This is a genomic window from Shewanella sp. 10N.286.51.B2 (assembly GCF_041469265.1).
GTDB lineage: Bacteria > Pseudomonadota > Gammaproteobacteria > Enterobacterales > Shewanellaceae > Shewanella.
Window position 1 is genome coordinate 17440 of record NZ_JBFRKH010000007.1, and the last position, 26965, is coordinate 44404.

General features: G+C 42.1%; 25 protein-coding genes. 17 read left to right on the forward strand and 8 right to left on the reverse strand.

The window, feature by feature from the left end:
- The first annotated feature begins 94 nt into the window (after window positions 1-94).
- The 8 genes from mrdA to lipA all read left to right on the forward strand — a co-directional run bounded on the left by mrdA (window position 95) and on the right by lipA (window position 8789).
- On the forward strand, window positions 95-1951 hold the full coding sequence (gene mrdA / locus AB4140_RS01285) for a penicillin-binding protein 2 (protein ID WP_102477088.1): 1857 nt from the start codon (window positions 95-97) through the stop codon (window positions 1949-1951).
- Complete coding sequence (rodA, locus tag AB4140_RS01290; protein WP_102477087.1) at window positions 1948-3060, forward strand: rod shape-determining protein RodA; 1113 nt, start codon at window positions 1948-1950, stop codon at window positions 3058-3060. The genes mrdA and rodA overlap by 4 nt, the downstream gene beginning before the upstream one ends.
- Window positions 3061-3155: 95 nt before the next feature.
- Window positions 3156-4187, forward strand: a complete 1032-nt coding sequence (mltB, locus tag AB4140_RS01295) for a lytic murein transglycosylase B (RefSeq protein WP_371999464.1) — start codon at window positions 3156-3158, stop codon at window positions 4185-4187.
- A 49-nt stretch (window positions 4188-4236) separates the two neighbouring features.
- Entirely contained in the window at window positions 4237-5052 is an 816-nt protein-coding gene (locus AB4140_RS01300) for a septal ring lytic transglycosylase RlpA family protein (RefSeq protein ID WP_102439167.1), read from the forward strand.
- 281 nt (window positions 5053-5333) lie between these two features.
- Window positions 5334-6524: a serine hydrolase gene (locus AB4140_RS01305; protein WP_076543096.1), complete on the forward strand. Its 1191-nt coding sequence runs from the start codon at window positions 5334-5336 to the stop codon at window positions 6522-6524.
- 278 nt (window positions 6525-6802) lie between these two features.
- A complete protein-coding gene (ybeD, locus tag AB4140_RS01310) occupies window positions 6803-7069 on the forward strand; it encodes a DUF493 family protein YbeD (protein WP_076543127.1) in 267 nt (88 codons plus the stop codon).
- A gap of 102 nt (window positions 7070-7171) precedes the next feature.
- On the forward strand, window positions 7172-7822 hold the full coding sequence (lipB, locus tag AB4140_RS01315; RefSeq protein WP_076543095.1) for a lipoyl(octanoyl) transferase LipB: 651 nt from the start codon (window positions 7172-7174) through the stop codon (window positions 7820-7822).
- Between the two features lies 1 nt (window position 7823).
- Window positions 7824-8789: a lipoyl synthase gene (gene lipA, locus AB4140_RS01320; RefSeq protein ID WP_076543094.1), complete on the forward strand. Its 966-nt coding sequence runs from the start codon at window positions 7824-7826 to the stop codon at window positions 8787-8789.
- Between the two features lie 70 nt (window positions 8790-8859).
- On the opposite strand, the gene AB4140_RS01325 is transcribed toward lipA, so the two are convergent.
- The 4 genes from AB4140_RS01325 to AB4140_RS01340 all read right to left on the reverse strand — a co-directional run bounded on the left by AB4140_RS01325 (window position 8860) and on the right by AB4140_RS01340 (window position 11173).
- Window positions 8860-9078, reverse strand: coding sequence for a DUF6500 family protein (locus AB4140_RS01325; protein WP_076543093.1), 219 nt, complete (start codon window positions 9076-9078; stop codon window positions 8860-8862).
- A gap of 60 nt (window positions 9079-9138) precedes the next feature.
- Window positions 9139-9612 carry a ribosomal protein S18-alanine N-acetyltransferase gene (gene rimI / locus AB4140_RS01330; RefSeq protein WP_102439003.1) on the reverse strand — a complete coding sequence of 158 codons (474 nt, stop codon included), beginning with the start codon at window positions 9610-9612 and terminating at the stop codon, window positions 9139-9141.
- Between the two features lie 115 nt (window positions 9613-9727).
- Window positions 9728-10093, reverse strand: coding sequence for a hypothetical protein (locus AB4140_RS01335; RefSeq protein ID WP_102439005.1), 366 nt, complete (start codon window positions 10091-10093; stop codon window positions 9728-9730).
- A 228-nt stretch (window positions 10094-10321) separates the two neighbouring features.
- Window positions 10322-11173, reverse strand: coding sequence for a GGDEF domain-containing protein (locus AB4140_RS01340; RefSeq protein ID WP_303458965.1), 852 nt, complete (start codon window positions 11171-11173; stop codon window positions 10322-10324).
- Between the two features lie 383 nt (window positions 11174-11556).
- On the opposite strand from AB4140_RS01340, the gene AB4140_RS01345 reads away from it, so the two are divergent.
- The 4 genes from AB4140_RS01345 (at window position 11557) to AB4140_RS01360 (ending at window position 17798) form a co-directional block, all read left to right on the forward strand.
- Window positions 11557-13212, forward strand: a complete 1656-nt coding sequence (locus AB4140_RS01345) for an amidohydrolase family protein (RefSeq protein ID WP_371999468.1) — start codon at window positions 11557-11559, stop codon at window positions 13210-13212.
- Between the two features lie 268 nt (window positions 13213-13480).
- A complete protein-coding gene (locus AB4140_RS01350) occupies window positions 13481-14185 on the forward strand; it encodes an oxidative stress defense protein (RefSeq protein ID WP_102439169.1) in 705 nt (234 codons plus the stop codon).
- Between the two features lie 235 nt (window positions 14186-14420).
- Window positions 14421-15353, forward strand: coding sequence for a dihydroorotate oxidase (locus AB4140_RS01355; protein WP_371999470.1), 933 nt, complete (start codon window positions 14421-14423; stop codon window positions 15351-15353).
- A 276-nt stretch (window positions 15354-15629) separates the two neighbouring features.
- Window positions 15630-17798 (forward strand): cation:dicarboxylate symporter family transporter, encoded by a 2169-nt coding sequence (locus AB4140_RS01360; RefSeq protein ID WP_371999472.1) that lies wholly within the window; start codon window positions 15630-15632, stop codon window positions 17796-17798.
- A gap of 58 nt (window positions 17799-17856) precedes the next feature.
- On the opposite strand, the gene AB4140_RS01365 is transcribed toward AB4140_RS01360, so the two are convergent.
- The 3 genes from AB4140_RS01365 to AB4140_RS01375 form a co-directional block, all read right to left on the reverse strand.
- The gene (locus tag AB4140_RS01365) at window positions 17857-19215 is read right to left on the reverse strand and encodes an amidohydrolase family protein (protein ID WP_102439015.1); all 1359 of its coding nucleotides are present in this window, start codon (window positions 19213-19215) and stop codon (window positions 17857-17859) included.
- A 227-nt stretch (window positions 19216-19442) separates the two neighbouring features.
- Complete coding sequence (locus AB4140_RS01370) at window positions 19443-20024, reverse strand: hypothetical protein (RefSeq protein WP_371999474.1); 582 nt, start codon at window positions 20022-20024, stop codon at window positions 19443-19445.
- 245 nt (window positions 20025-20269) lie between these two features.
- On the reverse strand, window positions 20270-22507 hold the full coding sequence (locus AB4140_RS01375) for an acyl-CoA dehydrogenase (RefSeq protein WP_102439019.1): 2238 nt from the start codon (window positions 22505-22507) through the stop codon (window positions 20270-20272).
- A gap of 313 nt (window positions 22508-22820) precedes the next feature.
- Here AB4140_RS01375 and AB4140_RS01380 point away from each other — a divergent pair, with 313 nt between their 5' ends.
- Both AB4140_RS01380 and AB4140_RS01385 read left to right on the forward strand, forming a co-directional pair.
- Complete coding sequence (locus AB4140_RS01380; protein ID WP_371999476.1) at window positions 22821-23468, forward strand: SOS response-associated peptidase family protein; 648 nt, start codon at window positions 22821-22823, stop codon at window positions 23466-23468.
- 385 nt (window positions 23469-23853) lie between these two features.
- Window positions 23854-24084: a hypothetical protein gene (locus AB4140_RS01385; RefSeq protein ID WP_303502836.1), complete on the forward strand. Its 231-nt coding sequence runs from the start codon at window positions 23854-23856 to the stop codon at window positions 24082-24084.
- 146 nt (window positions 24085-24230) lie between these two features.
- On the opposite strand, the gene AB4140_RS01390 is transcribed toward AB4140_RS01385, so the two are convergent.
- On the reverse strand, window positions 24231-24902 hold the full coding sequence (locus AB4140_RS01390) for a DsbA family protein (RefSeq protein ID WP_102477075.1): 672 nt from the start codon (window positions 24900-24902) through the stop codon (window positions 24231-24233).
- Window positions 24903-25050: 148 nt separating this feature from the next.
- On the opposite strand from AB4140_RS01390, the gene AB4140_RS01395 reads away from it, so the two are divergent.
- From AB4140_RS01395 to AB4140_RS01405, 3 genes are all read left to right on the forward strand, one after another.
- Window positions 25051-25329 (forward strand): peptidylprolyl isomerase, encoded by a 279-nt coding sequence (locus tag AB4140_RS01395; protein ID WP_371999479.1) that lies wholly within the window; start codon window positions 25051-25053, stop codon window positions 25327-25329.
- A 95-nt stretch (window positions 25330-25424) separates the two neighbouring features.
- Window positions 25425-26066: a sulfotransferase family protein gene (locus AB4140_RS01400; protein ID WP_102439029.1), complete on the forward strand. Its 642-nt coding sequence runs from the start codon at window positions 25425-25427 to the stop codon at window positions 26064-26066.
- 144 nt (window positions 26067-26210) lie between these two features.
- Complete coding sequence (locus tag AB4140_RS01405) at window positions 26211-26951, forward strand: DUF2057 family protein (protein ID WP_371999481.1); 741 nt, start codon at window positions 26211-26213, stop codon at window positions 26949-26951.
- Window positions 26952-26965: the final 14 nt, after the last annotated feature.

Genomic DNA, 26965 nt, shown 5'->3' on the forward strand with positions numbered 1-26965 from the left:
CCTTATTGGTCAAGGCTCTGGTAAAAGCAAAGCTAATTCAGCTAATATAACAAATCTGAATTTATTAGCCTGAATCTCATCGGAGAAAGCTTAAGTGTCGCCAAAAAAGCGCATTGCCATGCACGACCACGCTGCCGAGGCGTCGCTATTCAAACGTCGTGCTTTGTTCACTTTCCTGTGCGTGTTTATTCTCATCAGTGTTTTACTGTCTAACCTTTATCAACTGCAAGTTGTCTCATACACTGATTATGAAACCCGCTCTAATGACAACCGTATCCGCGTTGTGCCCGTAGCCCCGAGTCGCGGCTTAATCTACGACCGTAACGGCCAACTGCTTGCTGAAAACCAGCCGTTTTATACCCTAGAAGTCATCCCAGAAAAGTCTAAAGATATTACTGCGACCCTAGATAAACTCAATGAGGTTATTGCCCTTACTGAAGAAGAGCGTGAAAGTATCACTGAAAGATTACGTTATCATCGCCGCTTTAAACCATTAACCATCAAAAGCCGATTAACTGAAGAGCAAGTTGCCGCATTCAGTGTTAACCAACATCAATTCCCCGGTTTTAGAGTCGAAGCAGGCCTTAAACGCCATTATCCCTATGAAGATTTGATGACTCACGTATTGGGTTATGTGGGTAAAATTAACACCCGTGATCGCGCATCTCTTGAAAAATCGGGTACCTGGAAAAATTACGCCGCCACTAATGATATTGGCAAACAGGGGATTGAAAAGTTCTATGAGAGCCTATTATTAGGCACCCCTGGTCACCTTGAAGAAGAAGTGAATAACCGTGGCCGCGTGATCCGCACCTTGAAGGTGACCCCGCCAACGCCTGGGCAAGATATTTACCTCACCTTAGATTTAAAACTACAGCAAAAAGCTATGGAACTATTAGATGGTCGCCGCGGCTCAGTGGTTGCAATCGATCCACAAGATGGCGGCGTACTTGCGATGGTATCAAGCCCAAGTTATGACCCTAATTTATTTGTTCACGGTATTAGCAGCAAGGCGTATAACGCACTACTAAACGATAAATCACGCCCTCTTATCAACCGTGCAACCCAAGGCCAATACTCACCAGCATCAACAGTAAAACCGCATATTGCACTACTGGGCTTAGAACAAAAAGCCATTAGCGAAAAAACCCGCATCTGGGATCCAGGCTTTTGGCAAATCCCCAATGTCGAACGTAAATACCGCGACTGGAAACGCTGGGGCCACGGCTGGGTTGATGTATACAGTGCCATCATGGACTCCTGTGATACCTTCTTTTATGACTTAGCCTATAAAGTCGGTGTCGATAAGATTGCTGATTTCATGAACCAATTTGGTTTTGGCGAATCAAGTGGCATTGATATCTACGAAGAAGCTAACGGCATCATGCCATCAAAAGATTGGAAGCGCATGCGTTACAATCAGCCTTGGTATATTGGTGATACGATTTCGGTGGGTATTGGTCAAGGCTACTGGACCTCAACACCATTACAGCTTGCTAATGCCGCCACCATTTTAGCCAATCACGGCACCCGTTATACGCCGCATTTATTAAAATCATTTAAAGATGACACCGCTAAAATCGATACCCCGATTGATGAGCGTGAACCAATAAAATTAAACGATGATAATAACTGGGAAATCATTAACGAAGCGATGCGAAAAACGGCTGATAAGTCTCGCTTTACTGATGCCAAATATACCGCAGCAATGAAAACCGGTACTGCGCAGGTATTTAGTGTTGCCCAAGATGAAAAATACGATGCTGATACCGTGTCAGAGTTTTTACGAGATAACGCCTTAATTATTGCCTACGCGCCTTATGAAAACCCTAAGATTGTTCTCGCGGTGGTTATTGAAAATGCTGGCTGGGGCGGAGTCAATGCTGGACCTGTCGCCCGGGCGCTATTGGATGAATACATGTTACGAGATCAATGGATGGTGGAACAATGAATACCTCACACCACCCACACAAACAGACTATTTGGCAAAAACTACACATAGACTTACCGTTATTGTTGGGCCTACTCGCGCTAATGATTTTTGGCTTGTTTGTGATTTATTCTGCCAGCGGTGAAGACTTTGCCATGATGGAAAGGCAATTAACCCGCTTTGGCTTGTCATTATTTGTCATGTTTATCTTTGCCCAAATAAACCCTGAAATTCTCAGGCGCTGGGCTTTACCTATTTACGTGGCAGGTATCATCCTACTGCTTGGGGTACACTTTTTTGGCACCATTAATAAGGGCGCACAGCGCTGGCTAAACTTAGGCTTTATGGAGTTTCAGCCATCAGAACTTATCAAACTCGCCTTCCCTATTACTATGGCGTGGTACATCAGTAAATTTCCGCTACCACCGAAAAAACGTTATTTAGCCGGTGGTTTGGTTATTCTGCTAATTCCTACGTTACTGATTGCTAAGCAACCTGATTTAGGCACCTCAATTTTGGTCGCCGCTTCGGGGATTTTTGTGCTGTTTTTATCAGGCATGAGCTGGGTAATTGTCGGCAGTTGTGTGACCGCGGTTTTAGCCTTTTTACCGGTACTGTGGTACTTCTTAATGCACGACTATCAGCGCACTAGGGTGATGACCTTGTTTGATCCTGAGCGCGACCCTCTCGGCGCGGGTTATCATATTATTCAATCGAAAATCGCCATTGGCTCAGGTGGTCTATGGGGTAAAGGCTGGCTGCAAGGCTCACAATCACAACTTGAGTTTTTACCAGAGCGCCATACCGACTTTATCTTTGCTGTTATCGGTGAAGAGTTTGGCCTGATCGGCAGTTTACTGTTACTTGCCCTGTATATGTATATCATCGGCCGCGGCTTGGTTATCGCATCGCGAGCGCAAACCTCCTTTGCTCGCTTACTGGCAGGCAGTATTACCTTAACCTTCTTTGTTTATATTTTCGTCAATATTGGTATGGTATCTGGCATCTTACCTGTTGTGGGAGTGCCCTTACCTTTAATCAGTTATGGCGGCACCTCGATGATGACATTGATGATAGGTTTTGGCATTCTGATGAGTATTCAAACCCATAGACGCTTTGTGGATAGGTAATCCCAGCCAAACCTAATGAAATAACTTAATAAGGAAAACTGCCGCACAGCTGAATTGACATCACTTAGCGGTAGTCCAATTACACAGGACCTTAAATGCAAATAACAACTAAAATCGCAACAGCGCTGGCATTACTTCTCAGTTCAACAACACTTTTTGCGGCGCCAACGCCGCCAACAGAGCAAGAAGTTAGCGCACTAAAACAGGCTTTTATCACTGAACAAGTGAGCAAGGGCTTTACCGAACAAGAAGTTCAGCAATTCTTATCATCTGCTAATCATAATCAAGCCGTACTTGATGCTATTTCCAAACCTTGGGAAGCCAAACCTTGGCACCAATACTATCCCATCTTTTTAACTGACTCCCGTTTAGAAAAAGGCTTAGCCTTTTGGCAACAAAATGCTGAAACCATCAAGCAGGCCTCAGAAAAATTCCAAGTTGACCCGCAAATCATTGTTGCCATTATCGGTATCGAAACCTACTACGGCGGCTACATGGGTAACTATAAAGTACAAGATGCGCTGTATACATTAGGCTTTTACTATCCTCCTAGAGCCACCTTTTTCAGGAAAGAATTTGGCAACCTGATGTCATTAATTAAAGAAGAGCAATTAGATAATGACAATCTTAAAGGCTCTTACGCTGGCGCTATGGGTTATGGCCAGTTTATTCCTTCAAGCTATCGTCACTACGCGGTTGATTTCAGCGGTGATGGCCGCCGAGATCTATTGAATAGTAAGCCGGATGCTATTGGTAGTGTTGCTAATTATTTCCACCAACACGGCTGGAAAAAAGGCGCACCTGTTGCCCTTAAATTAAATCACACCGTTGAAACCGCGCCTAAAGCCAAGGTATGGCTTAAAGGCAAGCCGACACAAACTGTGGCTGATATCTTGACCCCAAGTTTATCCCTAGCGGTTGCCAAAGATATTGATGCTTCGCAATCTGCATTACTGATCAAACTTGAGCAACCCAAAGCAACAGACTACTGGTTAGGGCTTAATAACTTTTATGTGATTACCCGCTACAATCGCAGCCCACTATATGCCATGGCGGTATATCAATTTAGCCAGCAATTAGCAGCTGCGTACCACTCAGGTGCAGCCCCTGCACATGACAAAAAATAAGATGCGCACTCACATGAACGGTCAAATAAACTGTCACATTAAATATGACATGCTAAAAAAGTCACTCATTAGTCTCGCCGTGGTTGGGTTGTGCGGTGCATTGGCTGCGTGTTCAAGTTCACCGACGCCAACTAGCCAAGATGACCGCTATCAGCTCAAAGATGATCGCGCCCCTAAAAGTGCCCCCGATGTCAGTAAGGTTGAAGATGCCCACCCAAAGTATGAGCCCTATAGTCGCCAAGGAAACCAGCAAAACTATACTGTGCGCGGCAAGTCATATCAGGTGATGTCGAGCGCGAAAGGTTTTAAACAAACGGGCGGCGCATCTTGGTATGGGTCAAAGTTTCATGGTCACCTAACATCAAACGGCGAAACCTATGATATGTACTCCATGTCAGCAGCCCATAAAACCTTGCCATTACCAAGTTATGTGCGAGTCACTAATGAGGCTAATAACAAACAAGTGATTGTCAGAGTCAATGATCGTGGCCCATTCCATGAAGGGCGCATCATTGATTTATCCTACGCAGCGGCCTACAAAATTGGTATGTTGCAGCAAGGCACCGCTAAAGTCAGCATTGAAGCCATTCATATTGAGTCACCAGAATCAATGGCACTAGATGAACTAAAAGACTCCAGCGTGCATTTTATTCAAGTGGTGGCCTCTAAAGATCTGCTGCGGATTAATGTGCTGGCAAAAGAGCTTGAACAAAAGTACCAAGTGCCGGCAAAAGTTGAAGCGGCTAATGGCTTTTATCGCCTACAACTCGGGCCAATTGGACAGCGTTATTTAGCGAATAAAGTATTAGTGCAGCTAAAACAAGATGGCCACCCTAATAGCTATATGATGTACCCTAAAAAATAACCAGTTTTTGAAAAATAATAAATTAGCCTGCCTGACAGTTTATTTATGTTAATGAAGCTTAATGTCAAATTGTCAGCGACTAATGATATAATGTTTTTAATTATGTCGTTTATTCATTTAAACCTACTAAAGATGCTTTAAAGTAATAATCTTGCTTGGTTTTTATGCTATTTTTGATAAATGCGTTTGTTGGTGCTTTCACTAGCACATCAAACACGGTAAGTTAAAAATAAACCCTAAACGACGTCACCTTCTACATTGACCAGAGATGTGCCAATTTAATGATGAATATTGTTAACACTCCCCTAAAATCTTTGCTGTTGCTTTCTGCGGTATCTTTTTCATCTCAAGCAGCCAACGCAGCTAATGCACCTATGGTTATGCCTAATGCGCCGACTGTCGCCGCTAAAGCTTATGTTCTAATGGATTACAATTCAGGGCGCGTGATTGCTGAAAGCAATGCCTATGAATCACTTAACCCTGCTAGCTTAACTAAAATGATGACCAGTTATGTTATTGGTCATGAAGTTAAAGTCGGTAATATTTCTTTAGATGATGAAGTAACCATCAGTAAAAAAGCTTGGTCTAAAAACTTCCCAGATTCGTCAAAAATGTTTATTGAAGTGGGTAAAACTGTCACGGTCGAAGATTTAAACCGCGGCATTATTATTCAATCAGGTAACGATGCCTGTGTGGCAATGGCAGAACATATCGCCGGCACCGAAGATGGCTTTGTTGACTTAATGAACTCATGGTCAAAGCAACTGGGCATGACCCAAAGTTACTTTGAAAACTCACATGGTTTAGATTCTGATAATCACAAAACCACCGCCTATGATATGGCATTGCTAGGCGCAGCGTTAATTCGTGATGTGCCAGATGAATACCGTGTTTATTCAGAAAAATCTTTCACCTTTAACGGCATTAAACAATATAACCGTAACGGCCTATTGTGGGATAACAGCCTTAATGTTGACGGCATCAAAACTGGCCATACATCAGGTGCGGGTTACAACTTAGTGTCTTCAGCGACCAATGACGGTATGCGTCTCATTACCGTGGTGATGGGTACTAACAGCGAGTCAGCCCGTAAAGCTGAAAGCAAAAAGCTGCTTAACTACGGTTTCCGTTTCTTTGAAACCATTACCCCATATAAAGCTGGCGACACCTTTGTTACCCAAAAAATCTGGTATGGTGATCGTGAAACGGTTGATTTAGGTGTCGTTACCGACACGCCTATTACCATTAATCGCGGTCAAGCTAAAAACTTACAAGCAAACTTTGAGCTAACTAAGCCACTAACGGCGCCGTTAGCGAAAGGCGAAACTGTTGGCCGTGTTTTCTTCCAATTAGATGGCAAAGACATAGCTCAATTCCCATTAGTCACTTTAAATGAAGTCAATGAAGGCAGCTGGTTTAGCAAATTGATGGATTACTTCAAGCAAATGTTTGAAGGCTGGTTTGGTGAATAATAAGCTAAGCTATTTTCTAAATAATTAGCAAAATGGTCAGTTAAACAAACTGATATCTACAATAAAGCCACCTTCGGGTGGCTTTATTGTTATCGAAGCAGCAGCGCAAAACTAACGCCTTAGGTAATAAATTACAATGGCGCAGTAAAAATGACCATCAAACGCTGCTCGCAGACTTGTATTACAGTATAATTACCCCATATAGAAGTGATAACAGCTTCAACTGTACCTGCTGTAATATCTACAAACAGGCGCATTCAACCGTAGAGAGCAAACACATGTTAGAAACAAACTTTGGCGAACTAATGGATTTTCCAAATTCATGCCCATTCAAAGTCATCGGTAATGCTGACGATACCTTAGCTGATCGCATCGTTGCTGTAGCGCAAAAACTCGCACCTGGCGATTATGCGCCAACAGTCAAAGCATCAAGCAAAGGCACCTACTACGCAGTATCAATTCGTATTACTGTTACCAGTAAAGAACATATTGAGCAAGTTTATACAGATCTTGCTGCAATTGAAGGTGTAAACCGCGTACTTTAACACCGCTCAAAATGGTATAAAACGTGATCCACCTATCACTTTGATGTTATTTCAGTGATAGGTGCGTATAATAAGCCAACTTTTTTGAGGGAGAGCTTGCCCTTGCAAACTCAGACGTTACATATCAGGCATCTTGGCCGCCAAGATTACGAGTCGGTCTGGCATGCCATGCAAAGTTACACTGACAATCGCGACAGTGACAGCAACGACGAGCTATGGATAGTTGAACATTCACCGGTATTCACCCAAGGCCAAGCAGGCAAAAGTGAACACATTCTCAATCCTGGCGATATCCCAGTGATCCAAGTGGATCGCGGCGGACAAGTCACTTATCACGGCCCCGGCCAACTGGTTGTCTATCCACTCATTGACATAAAAAGAAGTAAACTCGGTGTGAGACAATTAGTGAATAATATCGAGCAAAGCATCGTTGATATGCTCGCCATGTACGATGTCAATGCTTACGCCAAAGCAGATGCACCCGGTGTCTATGTTGACGAGCGAAAACTCGCGTCATTAGGGTTACGCATTCGTAAAGGCTGCTCTTTTCATGGCCTTGCCCTCAACGTCGATATGGATTTAGCACCATTTCTGCGCATTAATCCTTGTGGTTATGCCGGACTTGAAATGGTGCAATGCAAAGCCTTAGGCGGCCCACAAACCGTGACTGAAGCTGGCGATAAACTGATTCAAACATTAAGCCAAGTATTAGGCTACCAAGAACTTGTACATCATCAAGGATTAGCAGAATAAAATGAATAGGCCTGAAAGATTACAACCCGGTGTTAAATTGCGTGATGCTGAAAAAGTCGCGCGTATCCCTGTTAAAGTGGTTCCATCTGAACGTGAAACCATGTTGCGTAAACCAGATTGGTTAAGAGTAAAACTCCCTGCATCAAACCAGCGAATTACTGATATAAAATCAGCACTGCGTAAAAACGGTTTGCACTCAGTATGTGAAGAAGCCTCATGCCCTAACCTTGCTGAATGCTTTAACCACGGTACTGCCACCTTTATGATCTTAGGGGCGATTTGTACTCGTCGTTGCCCTTTTTGTGATGTTGCCCACGGCCGTCCACTAAAGCCTGATGCAGCTGAGCCTAAGAAACTCGCGCAAACCATTCAAGATATGAAGCTTAAATATGTGGTGATCACCTCTGTAGATCGTGATGATTTACGTGACGGCGGCGCACAGCACTTTGCTGATTGTATTCGTGAAATCCGCATCTTAAATCCTGAAATTAAAATTGAAATTTTAGTGCCTGATTTCCGTGGCCGTATTGACGCCGCTTTAGATATTTTAGCCACTGAGCCACCAGATGTGTTCAACCACAACCTTGAAACAGCGCCAATGCATTACCGTAAAGCGCGCCCTGGGGCAAATTACCAGTGGTCATTGGATTTACTAAAACGCTTTAAAGACCGTCACCCTGATGTTCCAACTAAGTCAGGTTTAATGATGGGCTTAGGGGAGTCAAACGAAGAAATCGCCGATGTATTACGTGATTTACGTGCTCATAACGTCGAGATGTTAACCTTAGGTCAATACTTACAACCAAGTAAGTTCCACTTACCGGTTGAGCGTTACGTGCCACCAGCAGAGTTTGATGAGCTAAAAGCATTAGCTGACGAGATTGGCTTTACCCATGCAGCCTGTGGCCCGCTTGTACGTTCAAGCTACCATGCGGATTTACAAGCGCAAGGTAAAGAAGTGAAGTAAGCTTTATTTGCTTCCTAAGAGACTAAAACGGCGCCTAGAGCGCCGTTTTTAATGTCTGTTATTAATAGTATTACTTACCAGCTTGAACCATTGCTTTAATCACATGGGCTTTAACGAAATGATCAAGTTGATGAGTTTCAATCCACCAAGTCGCAGCTTCCATCAATAATATCGGGTCATCGTTCTTATTGGCAAAAAAGGCATAAAATGATAAACCAACATTATCGCCTTTGGCGGCAATTTTTTTATCGCACACTTGGATTATTTTGGCTCTTAACGACTCTCTCATTTAACGCTCTTTATTGGTTTAACAATATTAATTTACTCAGCATATGATTCATTCAGTCATTTATTCTGGCAATAACCTGTAATCCATCAAGATAGCATCTTCACGGCCAGTTACGCTTGGGTAATAACCCGTGCGGCGACCTGCTTCAACAAAACCTAATGTATTATACAAGCCAATTGCAGCAAGATTAGACTGTCGAACCTCTAACATCACCACCACTGCCTGTTTCACTTTAGCATCATAGATAACATGATTAAGTAGCTGCTTTCCTAGACCCTTTCCTTGTTGATTCGGCGCAATACAAATATCTAATAACGTCAGCTCATCGACAATTTGCTGCACAATGGCAAAACCAATAAGCTCATCTTTATCAAAGACTCCATAAACGCGATATAAGCGGCCAAAACAGTCTTCTAAGCTTGCTAAACTCCAAGGGTGAGAATGTGCAGCAGACTCAATTTCAAACATTGCAGCTGTGTTTTCAGGAGATAATAACGAAATTGTTAAACTTGTTTGAGGAGAAGCTGAAGTCATAAGGTTTCTTCAATAGTGGAAGTTTGAATAATCGAAGCTTTAAATAATCGAAGCTTTAAATAATCGAAGCTTTAAATAATCACTGTTTTATATCGTCAATGTCAGTAACTAAATTCTAAGCTGACTTATCTGTATCAATCGAAGCCGTTTTATCAAGCTGCAAACCAAGCTGTTGCCACAGGTCTCTCTTACCTTGATGGCCTTGCAATAACGCCTCAATAGGATCGGTAATAATCCAAGCCACTCGTGGACGGACGCGCATTTTGCGCATATCCCAAATCACCTGCATGCCTTTGACCATTTCAGTATCAAACTCACATTGTGACTCATCAATATGTAATAGCGACAACACGCTTTTAACCAAACTATGCTGGCTAATATCATCACCGTCATCATGAATAATTAAATACGGCTTGCCTTGGCTATCAGCGCTGCGCCAACGGGTTACGCCCATGGCATCTAAAAAAGCTGATTTTTCCATAGTAATTCTCTATCAATGATCTCGTCACTAGAATAGCAGTTCATTAACCACAATGTGAGAGCAAATCAGCTTGAGCGGGTAGATTTAATCCAATTAAAGCCTTAACAACAAAAAACCGCAATAATTTAAAAACCTTGATAAATACATATCTGGTTAATAGGAGCCCTAGGTTCTTCAGAATGAGCGATATTCACCACTCGCGATTCTAGTTTTAAGAATAATGATCCCTTAACTCTTTTCAACATCTAAAACAGATTCAGGTAGTGTGGTTGTCGGTAGATGAGATTGATAATACTGATGGGGCATTTCATTCTTTTTTGCGTGATACATGGCGATATCGGCATACTTAATTAAGGTTTTGCTATCTTGCCCATCCTCTGGATACTGAGAAATTCCAATACTGGCGGCAATGACAATCAAATGTCCAGCACAAGGAATGTCAATTAATAGTGCAGTTTCAATATCTTTCGCCACATCAGAAATATTCAGAGTGGCGGTATCAGGAATAATAATCGCAAATTCATCACCGCCAATACGGGCCGTTAAGCTATTTTCAGGTACGACTTGCAAGATCCGCTGGGCAATCACTGTTAAAATTCGGTCCCCTTCTGGGTGCCCAAACGTGTCATTAATCATTTTAAAATTGTTAATGTCTAACATTAAGCAATAAAAACCTTCACTTTTTAGCGCTAACATTTGATCCATATGGCGATAAAAGTGCTGACGATTGGCTAATGTGGTTAACAAATCATGGTTCGCTTGATGGTGCTTTTGCTGCAATAACACATCAATATCCATAATTGTTTGCTTACTTAGGTTCGTCACCAAGTACACAAACCCGCCGCCAGCGAAGAAAATACCAGCCACCACTAATTGTATAAAATCAATCTCACTGGTAGAGCTAAATAATAAAGATAAATAACTGAGGTAACTGACAATAAATAATCCAATTAACAATAACAGCGTCAACCAGCCTTTATTACTAAACTGAGAATAAGCACAGATGGCATAAGCTGGGCGTAACGATAACACCAGCCCGATGCTTCCAACCAGCACCAAAAATAAAGCAACATAATCCATAGCACACCCAAACAGTTGTCAAAATCACATTCGATTCATTTTATTCAGTTCTCGAAGCTCTTTGCCATAAAAGACATTGGCGTTGGAATTCACTGAAACCGATAAGGTTAATTAATATAAATATTGTTATATATTAACCTATTACATAATTTAAAGTATACCAGTTCATCGCAACCATCGATATTCAAGGTTTAGCCAACTGCCTACTAAATAAAGAGGGAGCATTGCGCTTTCGAGATGAATATTAACCACCAAAGTGCTACAGCCCTAGAGTCAAAGGTCTCTTTTCAAAACAAAGCAGTTAACATTTTGGTAACAGTGTGGCATTTTGTATTTAAGATACGCTAAAAACACAAATAATAAGAACATGGACCGGTTTAATCATGCTTAAGAACTATAAATTACTATTACTTACTTGCCTTTGCCTTCCCCCGTTAACAAGCCTTGCCCAAAGTAAACTTATCAATAATATCAATGGCTACACTGTCAGTAATGGTAAATTAGTTGAGTTTAAGGCATTACAATTTAACGGCGATGTCATTGAAAAAATCTACCTTGAAAATGAACATCTTCCCTACAGTACTAACACCAGTATTGTAAGAATTGATGGACAAGGCAAAACCTTACTACCAGGCCTTATCGATGCGCATGGTCATGTTTTAAGCTATGGATTAAGCCTGATGCGAGCCCAGTTACGTGGCAGCGTGACTGAACAACAAGCCGTTGAAACTGTTGTAGCATTTAGGCAATTACAACCAACAATGCAATGGATACAAGGACGCGGCTGGAACCAAGTGTTATGGCCACAACAAAACTTTCCCGTGGCTGCATCACTGGATAAAGTCTTTCCCGATACCCCTGTATGGTTAGTTCGCATTGATGGCCATGCTGGCTGGGCAAATAGCGCTGCGATGAAAATCGCTGGTATTAGCTCTGCCACCACCAGCCCTGAAGGTGGTGAAATTATCAAATATGCTGATGGTCAGCCGACAGGGGGATTTATTGATAATGCCATGAGCCTGATCACTACTAAAATCCCACAACCTTCTATCGACGAGCAACAAGAAATACTGCTAACAGCTCTTACTTCGCTGGCTAAGCAGGGATTAACAAGTGTCCATGATGCAGGTATTGGCAGTGACACTATCGCGGCTTATCAGGCACTTGATTATGCCGATAAACTGCCAATTCGCGTGTACGCCATGATAGATGCTCAAGACCCTGAATTTGACAAGATGATGCAGGCAGGGCCGATGGCTTCAGGCTCAGATAAATTACACATCAGCAGCGTAAAAATATCCGCCGACGGCGCCCTTGGCAGTCGCGGCGCTGCATTGATTGAAGACTATAGCGATTTAGCTGGCCATAAAGGTTTATTGCTCTATTCTGAAAAAGAGTTGGGCGATACGATTCAACAAGCGATGGATGCAGGCTTTCAGGTCAATACCCATGCCATTGGCGATAATGCCAATCAAATAGTGTTGGATCACTACCAAGCCAATATCGCCGCAAGTAACAGCCGTCATTTACGCCATCGAATTGAACATGCCCAAGTGTTGCAATTAGCCGATATTCCACGTTTTGCGCAACTCAATGTTATCGCATCAATGCAAGCAACCCATGCCACAAGTGATAAAAACATGGCATTAGACCGAATTGGTAATGCCCGTATAAAAGGCGCCTACGCTTGGCGTAAGCTACTTAATGCCAATACGATTATTGCCGCAGGCTCTGACTTCCCCATTGAGTCGCCAAATCCTTTTTATGGCCTGCACGCCTCGGTAACTCGTCAAGATCACGACAATCAACCTGTTGATGGCTGGTATCGCCGCGAAAGCATGAATTTAACCGAAGCATTAGCCACATTTACCACCCACGCCGCTTTTGCCGCCCATCAAGAGCAAATGATTGGCCAACTTGTCCCTAAGCGTAAAGCAGATTTTATTCTGATTGATAAAGATATCTTTGCTATTAACCCTGAAGATATTTGGAAAACTAAGGTGCTGGAAACTTGGGTTGATGGTGAGCGAGTAGAATAACGCCGCAATCATTTTTAATATGCCTAACCTAAAAGCCTAGCGATTAATTTAACTAGGCTTTTTTACGCCTATATTTTGCATTAAACGCCAAACGCCTAAAAAGTGCTTATTAAAAACTGACTTTTCTTAATTAGGTTTTATCGCGTCAAAAATAAAATTCAATAAATTAACCCTTTTCAAATTTGCTCTCGTTTATAGCTATAACAAGGTTACTACCAACCTCATTTATTGTTTGGAGCACGACATGACAACATCAACACATCGCATTATAAAAACAACCTTAATGAATGGTTTGCTAGCAACAGGATTACTATTTGGTTCACTGTCTCAAAATGCTATTGCTGCTGACTATAATTTTCCACATATTGAAACGGTTGGTACGAGCCATTTAAAAATAGCCCCTGATATGGCGGTAATTTCAGTTCAAGTCAGCCTAACTAAAGATGATGCTAAGCAAGCTAAAGTCGCTGTTGATCAAGCCGTCGCTAAATTCATCAAGCGACTCAAGGATGCTGGAGTCGATAAAAATGCGATATCTAGCGCTAATTTGAGCATTCAGCCGCAATACCATTACCCCTCGAAACAACCCAAAGAGTTAGTGGGTTACCGCGCTAACAGACAAGTGATTGTTACCATCAAGCAGTTGCCTAAGCTTAATGACATTTTAGATTCCGCATTAGAAGAAGGCATTAATCAGGTGCAAAATATCAGTTTGAAATCATCAAACGAAACTGCAGCGATTGAACAAGCAAGACAAGCCGCTATTAAAGATGCCAAACAAAAAGCCCAATCATTGGCCCAAGGGTTTGAGCGTGAGCTTGATGGTGTTTGGAAAATCCGTTACTTAACTCAGCAGCCGGTACAACCTGTGATGATGCGTATGGCGGCAATGCAAAGTGACACGGCCGAAAGCTATCAATACGGTCAAGTCAGTGTCGAGGAGCGTGTTGAGGTCATTTACAAATTAAAATAGCTATAAACGTAAGTGGCGATTAACAGCAACAGTTCATCGCTGCCTTACTCGGTGGTATAAAGAACAGCGCATAAAGAACAGCAGCATTTATGCGCTCTAGTTAACACTCTTAAAAAATAATCACACATTTGTCATATTTATTGTTTTTAATCAATACCTCTATTGTCCCGCTGCATAAACTACCTCGCAATTTACATATGCTTTTTTATTGTTTATTCCACCAAGAGGACGCTTCATGAACATCGATTTATCCACTGAAATTGCTGGTATTAGCTTAGACAGTTACTTAATGAATGCCTCTGGCCCCAAGTGCACCACTTGGGGTGAACTGCACACGATTGCCCAATCTCATTCGGCTGCTGTGGTCACTAAATCTTGTACCATGGAAGCGCGCGAAGGCAATCCTGAGCCACGCTATAAAGATTTACCATTAGGTTCGATTCAATCGATGGGCTTACCCAATTTAGGTTATAAAGCTTATTTAGCAATGGTGCCTCAATTAAAAGCATTAGGTAAACCTGTTGTTGTAAGCATTTCAGGCTTTAGCATTGAAGATAATATTGAAATGGTCAGCGCCTTTCAAAACAGTGATGTTGACCTAATTGAAGTTAACTTCTCTTGCCCTAATATCCCCGGTAAAGCGCAGGTCGCCTATGACTTTGAACAAACTGACAAAGCACTCGCTGCCCTAACAGCGCTAGGCAATAAACCAATTGGGATTAAACTGGCGCCTTATTTTGATATGTCACATTTTGTGGCAGCAGCCAATGTCATCAAAAAATATCCAGTAAAATTTATCACCTGCATTAACTCAATCGGCAACACTTTAGTTATCGACCCGTACACTGAGCAACCCATAATCAAGCCTAAAGGCGGCTTTGGTGGTTTGTGTGGTGATTATATTAAACCTGTCGGTTTAGCCAATGTGCGCGCCTTTCGTGAACTGCTGGATGATGACGTACAAATCATTGGCGTTGGCGGGATAAAAACCGGAATCGATGCCTTTGAATACCTACTCGCCGGTGCTGATGCGGTACAAATCGCGACCTGTTTTGAAAAAGAAGGTGAAGCTTGCTTTAAGCGTATTGAAACAGAACTCGCTGACTTCATGCGCGGTAAAGGTTACCAGTGTATTAATGACGCTAAAGGCAAATTAAAACCGCTTTAATGATACCAGTGACACATTAAGCCTCTGAATATCTGTATTGAAACTCCCCCCCTTCCCCTTTAAAGCCACTGTATTTACAGTGGCTTTTTAGCCGTTTCAAAAACACTGCATATAAATAAATTCAGTAAGATATTTATTGTACAAATTATCCCTAATCCAAACTAACACTGTTAATATTAAACTTGAGCAACAACTTTGTAGCATTATCAAAACATTAGCCTGCTAACGGTTAATGTGAGTTTACCCTCAAGCCCAGATAATAAATGGAACATAACTGTGTTTAAAAAATTACTTGCGATGACCAGTTCAACCCAAATGCTAGTGGCTATGTTTGTCGGCTTTGCTGTGGGGATATTCTTTGGCGAGTCCGTAGGCTGGCTTAGCGCTATCGGTAATGGCGTTATTTTATTAATGCAAATGACCGTATTGCCTTACATAGTGGTATCGCTTATTGGCGGTATAGGCAAACTGCAAAAAAGCACGGCCATATTAATTTTTAGCCGCGCTGGCGCCATTATGTTATTGCTGTGGTTAGTCGGTTTAGTTCTCACTGCGTTAATGCCATTGTCTTTTCCGTTTATTGAATCAGCATCGTTTTTCAGCACCAGTATTATCGAACCTGCCCAGCCGATTAATTATTTTAAGCTCTATATTCCTTCAAACCCGTTTGAGTCGATGGCGGAAGGCTATGTTCCTGCCATGGTGGTATTCAGTATTGCCTTGGGTCTCGCGTTAATTAGTATGGAGGGCGACAATAAAAAGCTGGTGTTAACCTTCATGCATACCATCACAGAAGCCTTTTCTCGGATCACCCAAGGCTTGGTTAAAGTGTTGCCCATTGGTATTTTTGCCATGTCAGCATCGGCAGCTGGCACTATGGGAGTTGATGAATTTGCCAGTATGCAGGTTTACCTAATTAGCTATTTTGCGTTGTGCTTATTGCTCACATTTGCAGTGCTACCTTGGATAGTTTCGTCATTAACGCCAATTACTTACAGGCAGGCGATTAACATCAGTAAAGCCAGTTTAGTCACCGCCTTTGCAACCGGTAATATCTTTATTGTTATTCCGGTGATTATTTCAGAGTGTAAGCAAATTATGCGCGAGCATAATAACTTAACTGAAGATGGTGTAACCTTAATTGAGATTTTGGTGCCGATCGCATTTACCTTCCCCAACATAGGCAAACTTACCGTTATCTTATTTGTGTACTTTGCAGGTTGGTTTAATGGCACCCCTGTTGATATCAGCGCTATGCCATCACTGTCTGTCAGTGGCTTATTATCTTTATTTGGTAGCGTATATGTCGCGATCCCTTTTATGTTGGATTTAGTGCAGCTACCTTCTGACTTATTCCAATTATTTGTCATGTCAGGCTTTATCACTGGCAAGTTCAACTCTATTGCTGCAGTGATGAATCTCTTCGCCCTCACCTTATTAACCGTGTGCTTATTCCAAGGGACACTGAAAATTCGTCCACCGCAATTAATTAAAATGTCGGTTGGGCTTTTAGCCAGTACAGCGATCACGATTGTTGTTTGCCGCATAGGTATGGGATTATTTATACATAGCCCTGATATCACCAGTGAGGTGATCGCCAACATGAAAGTGGCTGACAAAGTGCCCACGAAAGTGACTCGCCAATACCCTGAAATCGGTAAAACGCCCACTCAAGCAATCGCCAGCGTCCATTCCATTCGCCAACGTGGCTTACTAAGAGTCGGTTACATTCCCAGTAATGTGCCTTTTAGTTACTACAATAATGCCGGCCAGTTAGTGGGCTTTGATATTGCAATGGCCACTAAGTTGGCGGAGGACTTGAAAGTCGAGGTAGAGTTTATCCCGTTCAAAAAAGATAAGCTCGCAGCGTCATTACAGGCTGGCTATTTTGATGTCGCCATGTCGGGGCTGTCAATGGATATCAAACAAATGGACAGGCTTAGTTATGGCGAACCAGTGCTAGAGCTTAACATCGCCATTGCCACTCAAGATCATCGGGTTAATAGCTTCAAAACTGATGAGTCCATTCTCGAAATGGAAAATACCACCATCGCCTATGTTGAACATGATGATAAAATTGCCGATGCCAAGAAAAAACTGCCTCATATTAATTTTGTTAAAATTGACGGTTATAAAGATTTCTTTAGGCAAAAAGCGCCCAAATACGATGCGGTGGTGATCAGCGCTGAAGCAGGTTCAGCTTGGACATTATTCTTCCCAGGTTACGGCATTGCTATTTTAGAAGGTAAAAATCGCTACCCTGTGGCTTATGCCGTGGCCCAACCTAATCAGTCACTATTAAACTACATTAATAACTGGCAAAAACTGCGCCGAGTCGATGGCCACCAGCAACAATTTTATGATTATTGGATGCTAGGAAAAGGCGCAACCACACCAGTGCCGCGATGGTCGATTATTCGTGATGTACTGCATTGGGTTGACTAAATTAACCATCCATTAAAAAGGCTCCTTCGGGAGCCTTGGTGATAATGATTAGCCAAGGTTATTGCTTATGTACTTTACCTGATTTCATGACAAAATGAATATCAAGTAAGGCATCAATACTTTCAAGGGGGCTCGCTTTCATTGCAATAATGTCAGCATGCTTACCTTGTGCTAGCGTGCCTAGAGTATCGCTCATATCAATAAGGTCAGCAGCGTTAATGGTCGCACTGACTAAGATATCTTGATTGCTCATCCCCGCCTGACTCATCAGCACAGCCTCCTTAGCATTATCGCCGTGGCGTGATACGCCGCTATCTGTACCAAAAGCAATGTTAACCCCCGCTTTATAGGCATTACCAAAGTTGTTTTGCATATCATGACCGACCCTAATCGCTTTGGCTTTAATTGCTTCAGACATAAAGTTGCCATCACTTTTAGCCATTTGAACCACAGTGTCACCCGCTAACAGAGTTGGCACTAAGTAAGCCCCTGACTTTTTAAATAGCTTAATCGATTCTTTATTGGCGTAACTGCCATGTTCAATGCTATCAACACCTGCTCTCAGAGCCGCATTAATCCCTTCAGCCGCATGGGCATGGCTGGCGACTTTACGCCCTAATGCATGCGCTGCATCAATGACTTCTTTTAACTCGTCATTGGCCATCTGCTGGCCTGTGCCAGTATTGGTATCTGACAACACGCCACCTGTAGAGGTAATCTTAATCACATCAGCGCCATATTTTATCGCTCGACGCGTAGCACGGCGGCAATCAAAGGGACCATCACAAATGGTTTTAGAGGTTAGCATATCCAGTAAGTCAGGGCTTTTCCCATCCACATCACCATGACCACCAGTGACAGAGACGCCGCCTGAGGCAATAATTCGAGGGCCTGCCAACCAGCCTTTGTTAACCGCATCACGAAGCGCATAAATCTGCTCAGGCTTGGCGCCTAAATCTCTTACTGTGGTAAAACCAGCTAACAGTGTTTTATTTGCAAAATAAGCACTTTTCATTGCCACATCGGCATCTGACATGCGTAATGCTTCGCTGTCATTATTGGGCCCTAACTCCCCTTGTAAATGCACGTGCATATCCATTAAACCCGCCATGACAAAGCTGTCTTTGAGGTCAATATATTCAAGGGTATCTGCTTCAGTTATTTGGCTGGATGGAAGCTCAATATAGCCACTGTTGATGGCGCTGATTTGACCATCTTTAATCACTATCGATTGCTTAGTTGTCGGCTTTTCACCTGCAACAGCAAGTAACTCCCCGGCATGGATAACGGTAAAGTCTGCTGCTTGAAGCGCAAATGGTGTGCTGCATAAACTCACCAGCAATCCCAGTTTATAGGCTTTTTGATAAGGCTTTTTGTTAGAAAGCGCATTTGTGAGTCTTGAATTAAACCTTGTCATAATTCCCTGCTTCTTATGAGTTAATTTCCTGAGTATTAACATGCCTAACCACAGGCGTGTTTACAAGCTATTCACATCTTCAGCAGCAAATTAATCCCGTTATTTAATGATAAAGTAATAGCTAATACCTTGCTAAGTTGATTTCACCACATAAAAAAGCCCGAACAATTGAGTATTGAGCGGGCTTTTTTCTATCCAACTTTTTCAAGCGTAAATTTTCCCTAGGACTAGAAACGAAAATCAATGCCAAAATACACTTGCTCGCTATCATTTAGGGACAATGACAAACTGTTGTCGTTACCAGCACTGGAACTGAAGTTATGTTTTAAATAGCGAAAACCAAGTTCAGAACTAAAGTCATGGCCTAAATCAAACAATAGCCCTGTTTGACCACCAAAAACGTAACTGCTACTGCTGTCTTGATAACTGCTATCTAAATTGGTGAGTTGAATTTGGTTACCACTTAATCCCGCCGATGCCCCAATAAACCAATTGATATGATGTGCATCGTCAATAGAAAATAGTTTGTCATAGGACACTAAAATCCCTTCATGTTGATTCATATCATCAGAGTTATAGGAATAAGCGCCATAGAGTCGATTACTGGGGTTAAGTTTAATGCTACTTCGATATTGGTAATTAATGCCACTTTCTTGAGTATCATAAAGCCCCACAGAAGAAGCGCTATAATCGGCATAACCCACAACGCCGCCTACAATGGCCTCAGCACCATGACCAACACTGGGCAGCAAGTAAATAAAAGTCACCTTGAGTATTAACGCCAATTTGCTGTTATAAGCACGAGTCATTATTCCTCCACAAAGTTAGTGACCATCATTAATTTATACGCCCTAGCGCTGAGCAAAAAACGAACTAAGATCAAACTTTGATGATTAAGACGCGCTTAAAATACAGCTTTAATACAAAATTGTGAGCCGGTTACAATTTAATCGACAATTAATCAAACATTAATCTTGCCAACATAAGCCCTAAACGCAAAAAAGCCGCTTAAAAGCGGCTTTTAACATCCTAAACAAGGCTGATTTTAGCGATATTAGTTAGCGATTTTTAAATCCGCTTTATCGGTAATTATGTTCATATCAAAATCAAACTCATCAACTCGGATCGCACGTTCACGCTTTAAGTTGTAATCTTGCAGCTGCTTATGCTCATCGGCTGTAATAACCTTAGCTTCAAGCGCGGCATCCAGTGTTAACGAGAAACGAACCCCAGCTTTAAATACACGCTGTTTAAGGGCCTTTTTCACTTTAGCTAGCATAGGTAAACATGCCATTTTAGCTAAGTAAGCTTGCTCATTAATGTAGTTACCATCACCAGCAACAGGCTTAATTAAATGAGTTAACTGCTTTTTAAATGTGGTATCAAGCTGGGCTTGATGGGCAAGCTCTCTGACCAAATCATCATTCACTTTTGGCATTTTAGCTGAGTAAGTCATGGTGATTAAACGCATGAACTGACGAGTCGGCTTAGATGGGAAGTTCTCTAGGAAGCCTAGTAGTGCTTCTTCAGCTTTACATAGCGCCCAACGAGTTGCGTAATCAAAGTATGGCTTAGCTTGCGTGCGCTCATCTGCTGACACTTTTTGCTCGTAAAAACGAATCGATGCCATCGCCGCATAAAGGTAACTCATTACATCACCTAAACGTGCTGAGATCATTTCAGCCTGTTTAAGCTTGCCGCCTAATACAAGCAACGAGAAGTCAGCATAAACAGCCAGTTTAGATGCAAGCTTGTGTACTGATTTTTCGTAACCAATAACTTCAGGCAATGCAGATGAAGCTGGAGCAGTAAATGGCAATACGCCTAATTTGAATGCGCGTAAACTATTACCAACACTGTAACCTACGGTTTGTCTGAAAATACGGTTAAAGGTTTTATCAGCATCACTTGCATCACTATGAATTGATTCAACCATACTTTGTAAGTGAGGATGACAACGCATCACCCCTTGACCAAAAATCATCAAGTTACGGGTTAGAATGTTGGCACCTTCAACGGTAATTGCAATAGGTTGCGCCACATAACCTGATGCTAAGGTATTTTGTGGTCCACGTTGAATCGCTTTACCAGCTTGAATATCCATAGCAGAATCAAGAACATCACGTCCAAGCTCTGTCATGTGATACTTAGCAATAGCTGTTACTACAGAAGGTTTTAAGCCTAAACCTAATCCTTCAGTGGTTAGCACTCGCATCGCCTCTTGCAAGTAAGTTTTACCGGCAATATCTGCAAGCTTTTCTTGAATACCTTCAAACTTACCAATTGATAAACCAAACTGTTCACGCACAGCGGCATATTCAGCAGAAGACTTAAATGAACATTGGCTAACTGAAACACCTAAAGCCGGCAGAGAAATACCCCGACCTGCGCCTAAACAGCTAACCAGCATTTGCCAGCCGCGACCTATGTTGCTTTGACCACCAATAATAAAGTCCATTGGAATAAACACATTCTCACCACGGGTAGTACCGTTATAAAAACGACAGCCCATAGGATCATGACGGTTACCTAATTGCACACCAGGGTGCGCCTTAGGAATAAGCGCACAAGTAATACCAAGCTGTTCTTTGCCACCTAATAAACCTTGTGGATCTTCAACTTTAAACGCTAAACCGAGTACCGTAGCGATTGGCGCTAAGGTGATATAACGCTTATCCCAAGTTACTGATAAACCCAGTACTTGCTCGCCTTGGTACTCACCCATGGTGACGGTACCAATATCAGGAATACCACCAGCATCAGAACCCGCTTCAGGGCTTGTTAACGCAAAACATGGAATTTCTTGGCCGTTAGCTAAACGAGGCAACCAAAAGTCACGTTGGCTATCTAAACCGTAGTGCATTAATAACTCGCCAGGACCTAAAGAGTTAGGCACCATGACCGTAACAGCAACCGCAGAACTTTTAGCAGCAATGGTCGCTACGATAGTTGAGTTAGCATAAGGGCTAAACTCAAGTCCACCGTAAGACTTAGGAATAATTAAAGAGAAGAATTTGTTCTCTTTTAAGTAAGTAAGAATATTGTCTGGTAAGTGTTTACCATTTTGAATCTCAAAATCATCAACCATTTCGATTAATGTTTGCACCGGGCCATCGAGGAAAGCTTGCTCATCAGCTGACAGCGTTGCCCCAGGAATGTCACGTAAGGCGGCAAAATCAGGAATGCCCTGATAAATAGACCCTTCTAACCAAACATCTCCGGCATCTAACGCTTCTTGTTCTGTCGTCGAAATACTTGGCAATACTTTTTTAAATGTTGTTCTTAAGCTCATAGTTTTACACTCATCAGACCAGACTAATAGTGTGCATTACGTCACAAAAATTAAATTAGATCAAACATTCTAATTAAAAATAAACCCAATAATTACAACAACAAAGTAACATTTAAAAAATAATACCAGCATTTCATAAACTTACACGTGTGCGCTGAAGCAAAAAATTTTTAAAAAATTTATACGCTCGTTTGAATTTTTAAAGTCGAGAATGCTATTTAATCAAATTTTCAAAGCTACTCGACACAAATCATTAGTCAAACTCATGGGAAAAAATGCTACTTTAAGTGAATGGAAATAAAAAGGGGCCGAAATGATGTGTGGCAGAATTGAAATGCTATTTGATGGCATGAAGCAAACACTTGATGACTTGTTTGATATGCCACTGTCGATACAAACAAACCTTGATTTACGCCCAACAGATACTGTTACCTGCATCACTCGTACTTGCCCTGAAACAACCCCATCAATAAATGCCGCAGACCCTAGTAGCACTGCAATTGCAACAATAAGTCACTCGGCAAATATTCCGCCTTTAACTGTCATAAATAGCCTTTGGGGGATAAAACCTAATTGGTCTAAAAAAATCATTATTAATGCCCAAGGAGAAACCGCGGCCGACAAAGCAACCTTTGCCAATGCCTTTAAACAGCAGCGCTGTATCATCCCTTGTAGTGCTTGGTTTGAGTGGCGCGATGAACGCCAGACTAAAAAACAAAAGTATCGCTTCAGTCACGCAGCTAATAAGCCATTGTTTATGGCTGGCATACTGTACCCTGAAGAAAATCAACTGGTTACACTTACCATTAACCCTAATGATAAATGCGCTCAGTATCACCACCGCATGCCATTGTTTATTCCGTCTACCGAGATTAACAACTGGCTTTATCATGATGTTTCGCAGCTCCAGCCATTACTTAATCCACTACCAGATAAATGGATTAAGATCTATCGCGCCTAAATGATTAAGCCGCTTTCTCCAAAAATTTCCCCCTGTTAATTCTGAACTCGGATAGGGTTAACACATTTTAATTTTCTATAATTTTATTAAGCAGATCACAACCTTGAAAATTAACTCCGCTAGAAAATGTAAAACGGTAGCTTTGCAGCCAATTTTGAGTTTCAATTAGCATAAATCGATAAGATGGTCTTTAAGTAACGCAACTTAAGTTGTTTTACAAAGACAAATTAAAATGTGCTATCCAATTTTCAGTGTTCTTAGTTTTAAAGTAACGGATTTATTTTCATTAAGATATTGGTTCATTGAGTAAGCGCGGTTTGTTAAGACCATAATATTTGGTACTTAACATGGGCGATAAAGCCCCTTAACTGATGATGGAGTTACTATGAAATATTTAGCTATGATTGCTGCACTTATGTTTGCAGGTTCTGCTTTTGCTGTTGATTGTGTTGATTGTCACAATACTATTAATGTTGAAGAGCATACAGAAATGGAAGCAACCATCGCAACTTGTGATGATTGTCATGGTTTTACTGACCATCACGAATTAGATACTGATTTACACACATCAGATCTAACTATTACTGATTGTGCTGATTGTCACACAGTAGAATAACTAACTTAGTCTTGATGTAGATTGTCCATAATCCAGATTTGGTCAAACTAGTTAATCAAGTGTAAGCGCTCTATAAAGAGCAATAAAAACCAGTTGCCTTGCAACTGGTTTTTTTGCGCCTGTCATTAACCAAAAATAACTGATAGTTACTCAGCTAACAGCTTGTTAATCGCTTTTAGACTGACATTAACGTCTTTATAATCCAATGGAACACAATAGCTTTGCTGATCAATCGCCAATACCAGTGACGGAAAACCCTCATTAGGTAAAGACTGAGCAACATTAAGCTCAGACAGTAATTGCTGCTGCGTGGCACTGGAGGTTAATTTCGCCCTAAAGTCTGCTTCATCAATACCCAGTTGGCTTGCGAATGCAATGAGTGTGCTGTCATCTGAGGGGTTTTGCGCCTGCAAATAATAGCCTTGTTGAATGGCAAACAGCATTTGCTGCTCTAAACCATAGTGCCTTGCCACAAGGCAAGCCCGACAGGCGGGATAAGTCGAACGCCTTGGCTTGCATTGACGCCAAAAATCAAAATTAAATTGGGTTCCTAGCTGCGTCGCTATTTTTTGCCAGGTGTTAGCTAAAAATTGCTGCATTTCTAGTGGCATTGGCACATCGGAGTCTGGGGCTAAGCCGCCTAACAGGTATGTCAGTTGCACCTGAGGCAACTGCAGCTTGATTTGCTCAGCTAATGCCAGCCAAGTGGGGCGATATCCCCAGCACCAACTGCACATAGGGTCGTAAACGTAAAACAATTGCACTTGCTTACGGGCTAATGGCTGATCCACTAACGGGCTGCTGAGTCGTTGAGGCATGTATCACTCATCTGTTTTAAAGGGACTAAGCTAGCTGTTATACCATCAATTCAACTAAAAATCAGAGTCAAACTCGGGCGATTAAATTCGATTCAAATTTTGCCATTAAACAAGGTATAATCTGGCCATTATTGATTGGAGAGTCCCCATGGCCAGAACCGCTGCAGCACTGCACATATTAGTTAAACACAAAACCCAAGCAGAAGACTTAATCAAGCAACTTGATAATGGCGCTAAATTTGATGTGCTAGCAAGAAAATATTCATCGTGCCCTTCAGGAAAAAGTGGCGGTAACTTAGGTGAATTTAAAAAAGGTCAAATGGTACCACAATTCGATAGAGTCTGTTTTACTGGTGAGCTTATTACCCCCCATTTAGTTAAAACCAAGTTCGGTTGGCATGTGATAAAAATTTTGTACCGCACCTAAGGAGCCACCTTAGTTTATTGCGTTTTCGGCGCACATTTAACTCACCATACCCAAGCCTAACATCATTGTTTCTTGAGTATTAATCGAGAGCAATCATGTCCAAAGTGTTTATCATTGGTTTGCCCAGAACTGGCACCACCAGCGTGAGTGCTGCCTTACTTGAACAGGGATTAAAAGTCGCCCATATCGGTTTAACCAAACGCGCTTTTGAAGTGGCCGATGTGGTTTCAGATGTGCCCTGTTTTTGTGATTACCCACAGTTAGATCAGTTATTTCCCGATGCCAAATTTGTCTACATCGACCGACCTATCGACACTTGGGTTGCGTCAATACAAATGCTGCTCACAAAAATGAGGCCAAACCTTGCCGATAAAACCGGCACCTTCCATCCGATCCTTAAGCGCTGTTTCAAACAAACTTTTGGCCCGTTAGACGCTGATAATCTGCTAGATGAAGCGCGTTTAAAAGCTTGCTACCTTGCGCATCAACAAGCTGTTTACCATTACTTTAAGCATCGAGATGACTTTCTATCGATAAAACTTAGCGATAACAATAGCCTGCAAACTTTACTCAACTTCATTGGTATACATGACAGCCCCACTGCTGAGTTTCCACAGCTTAATGTTGGCACCCATGTGGCAAGCTGGGGCGAATATAAGCACCCTAATAAAGTGAATACCAACTTAGCAGGCCCTGAACATCGCAAGTTTTTTGATTATCAAATTCCTAAAAGTTAGTTATGCCTAAGTTGTAACTCAGGCGAGCTTTGCTATAACTTAATGGAACGATTAAGCATTGTTTTGAACAAATAGTCACTGCTCGCTCAGCATCATTCAATGCCAATAGTGACCATACCCACTTCTAGCCATAATGAGAACACCATGAAATTACATCCACTTATCATCGGACTCCTCGTCGTCATCACCAGCCCTGCAAGCTTTGCCGCTAGCGTATTAGATATTCCTAGTAGTGTTGATGTATTGCTATTGAATGGCCAACAATTGGATACTGATGAAGTGACTTTGGTTGAAGGTGACAATCAGCTGCTATTTCGCTATCAGGTTAATTACCGTGATAGCGGCATGCAAACGCAATTTAAATCTGAAGCGGTGATCGTAAAGTTTAGCGCCAGTAATGATACCTATCGCCTTAAACTGCCAAGCATACGCAATCGAAATGCCGCCAATAGCTTTAATAAATCGCCCCAATTAACCCTTACCAATAGCCAAGGTCTACCTGTGGAGTTTATACAAGATTTACTCCTAAAAGATGGGCTGCAATTAGGCCGCGATTTTGAGCTTGAGCTCAGCCAGTACAACCTTAGCAATAAACCTGCCGCCATGAGCTTTACGCCGCTAAGTGTCGATAACGCCAATCTCGCGACTAAGCCAGCGTTAACTGCTGCACCAACAATAACCTCGACAGCAACGATAACTCCTGCGTCAACGACCACAGCAGCACCTGCCACTGTCGCGGCTGCGCCAGCATTAGCTCCGACAGTGATGACACCTAAGACAATTGCTCAAGATCAGGCAGAAATCACTGAAATGCTCGATTATTGGTACAGTAAAGCCAATCAAGAAACTCGCGCTAAATTTAAAGCCAAAATTAATCAGCAATGATTAACTAACCCTAA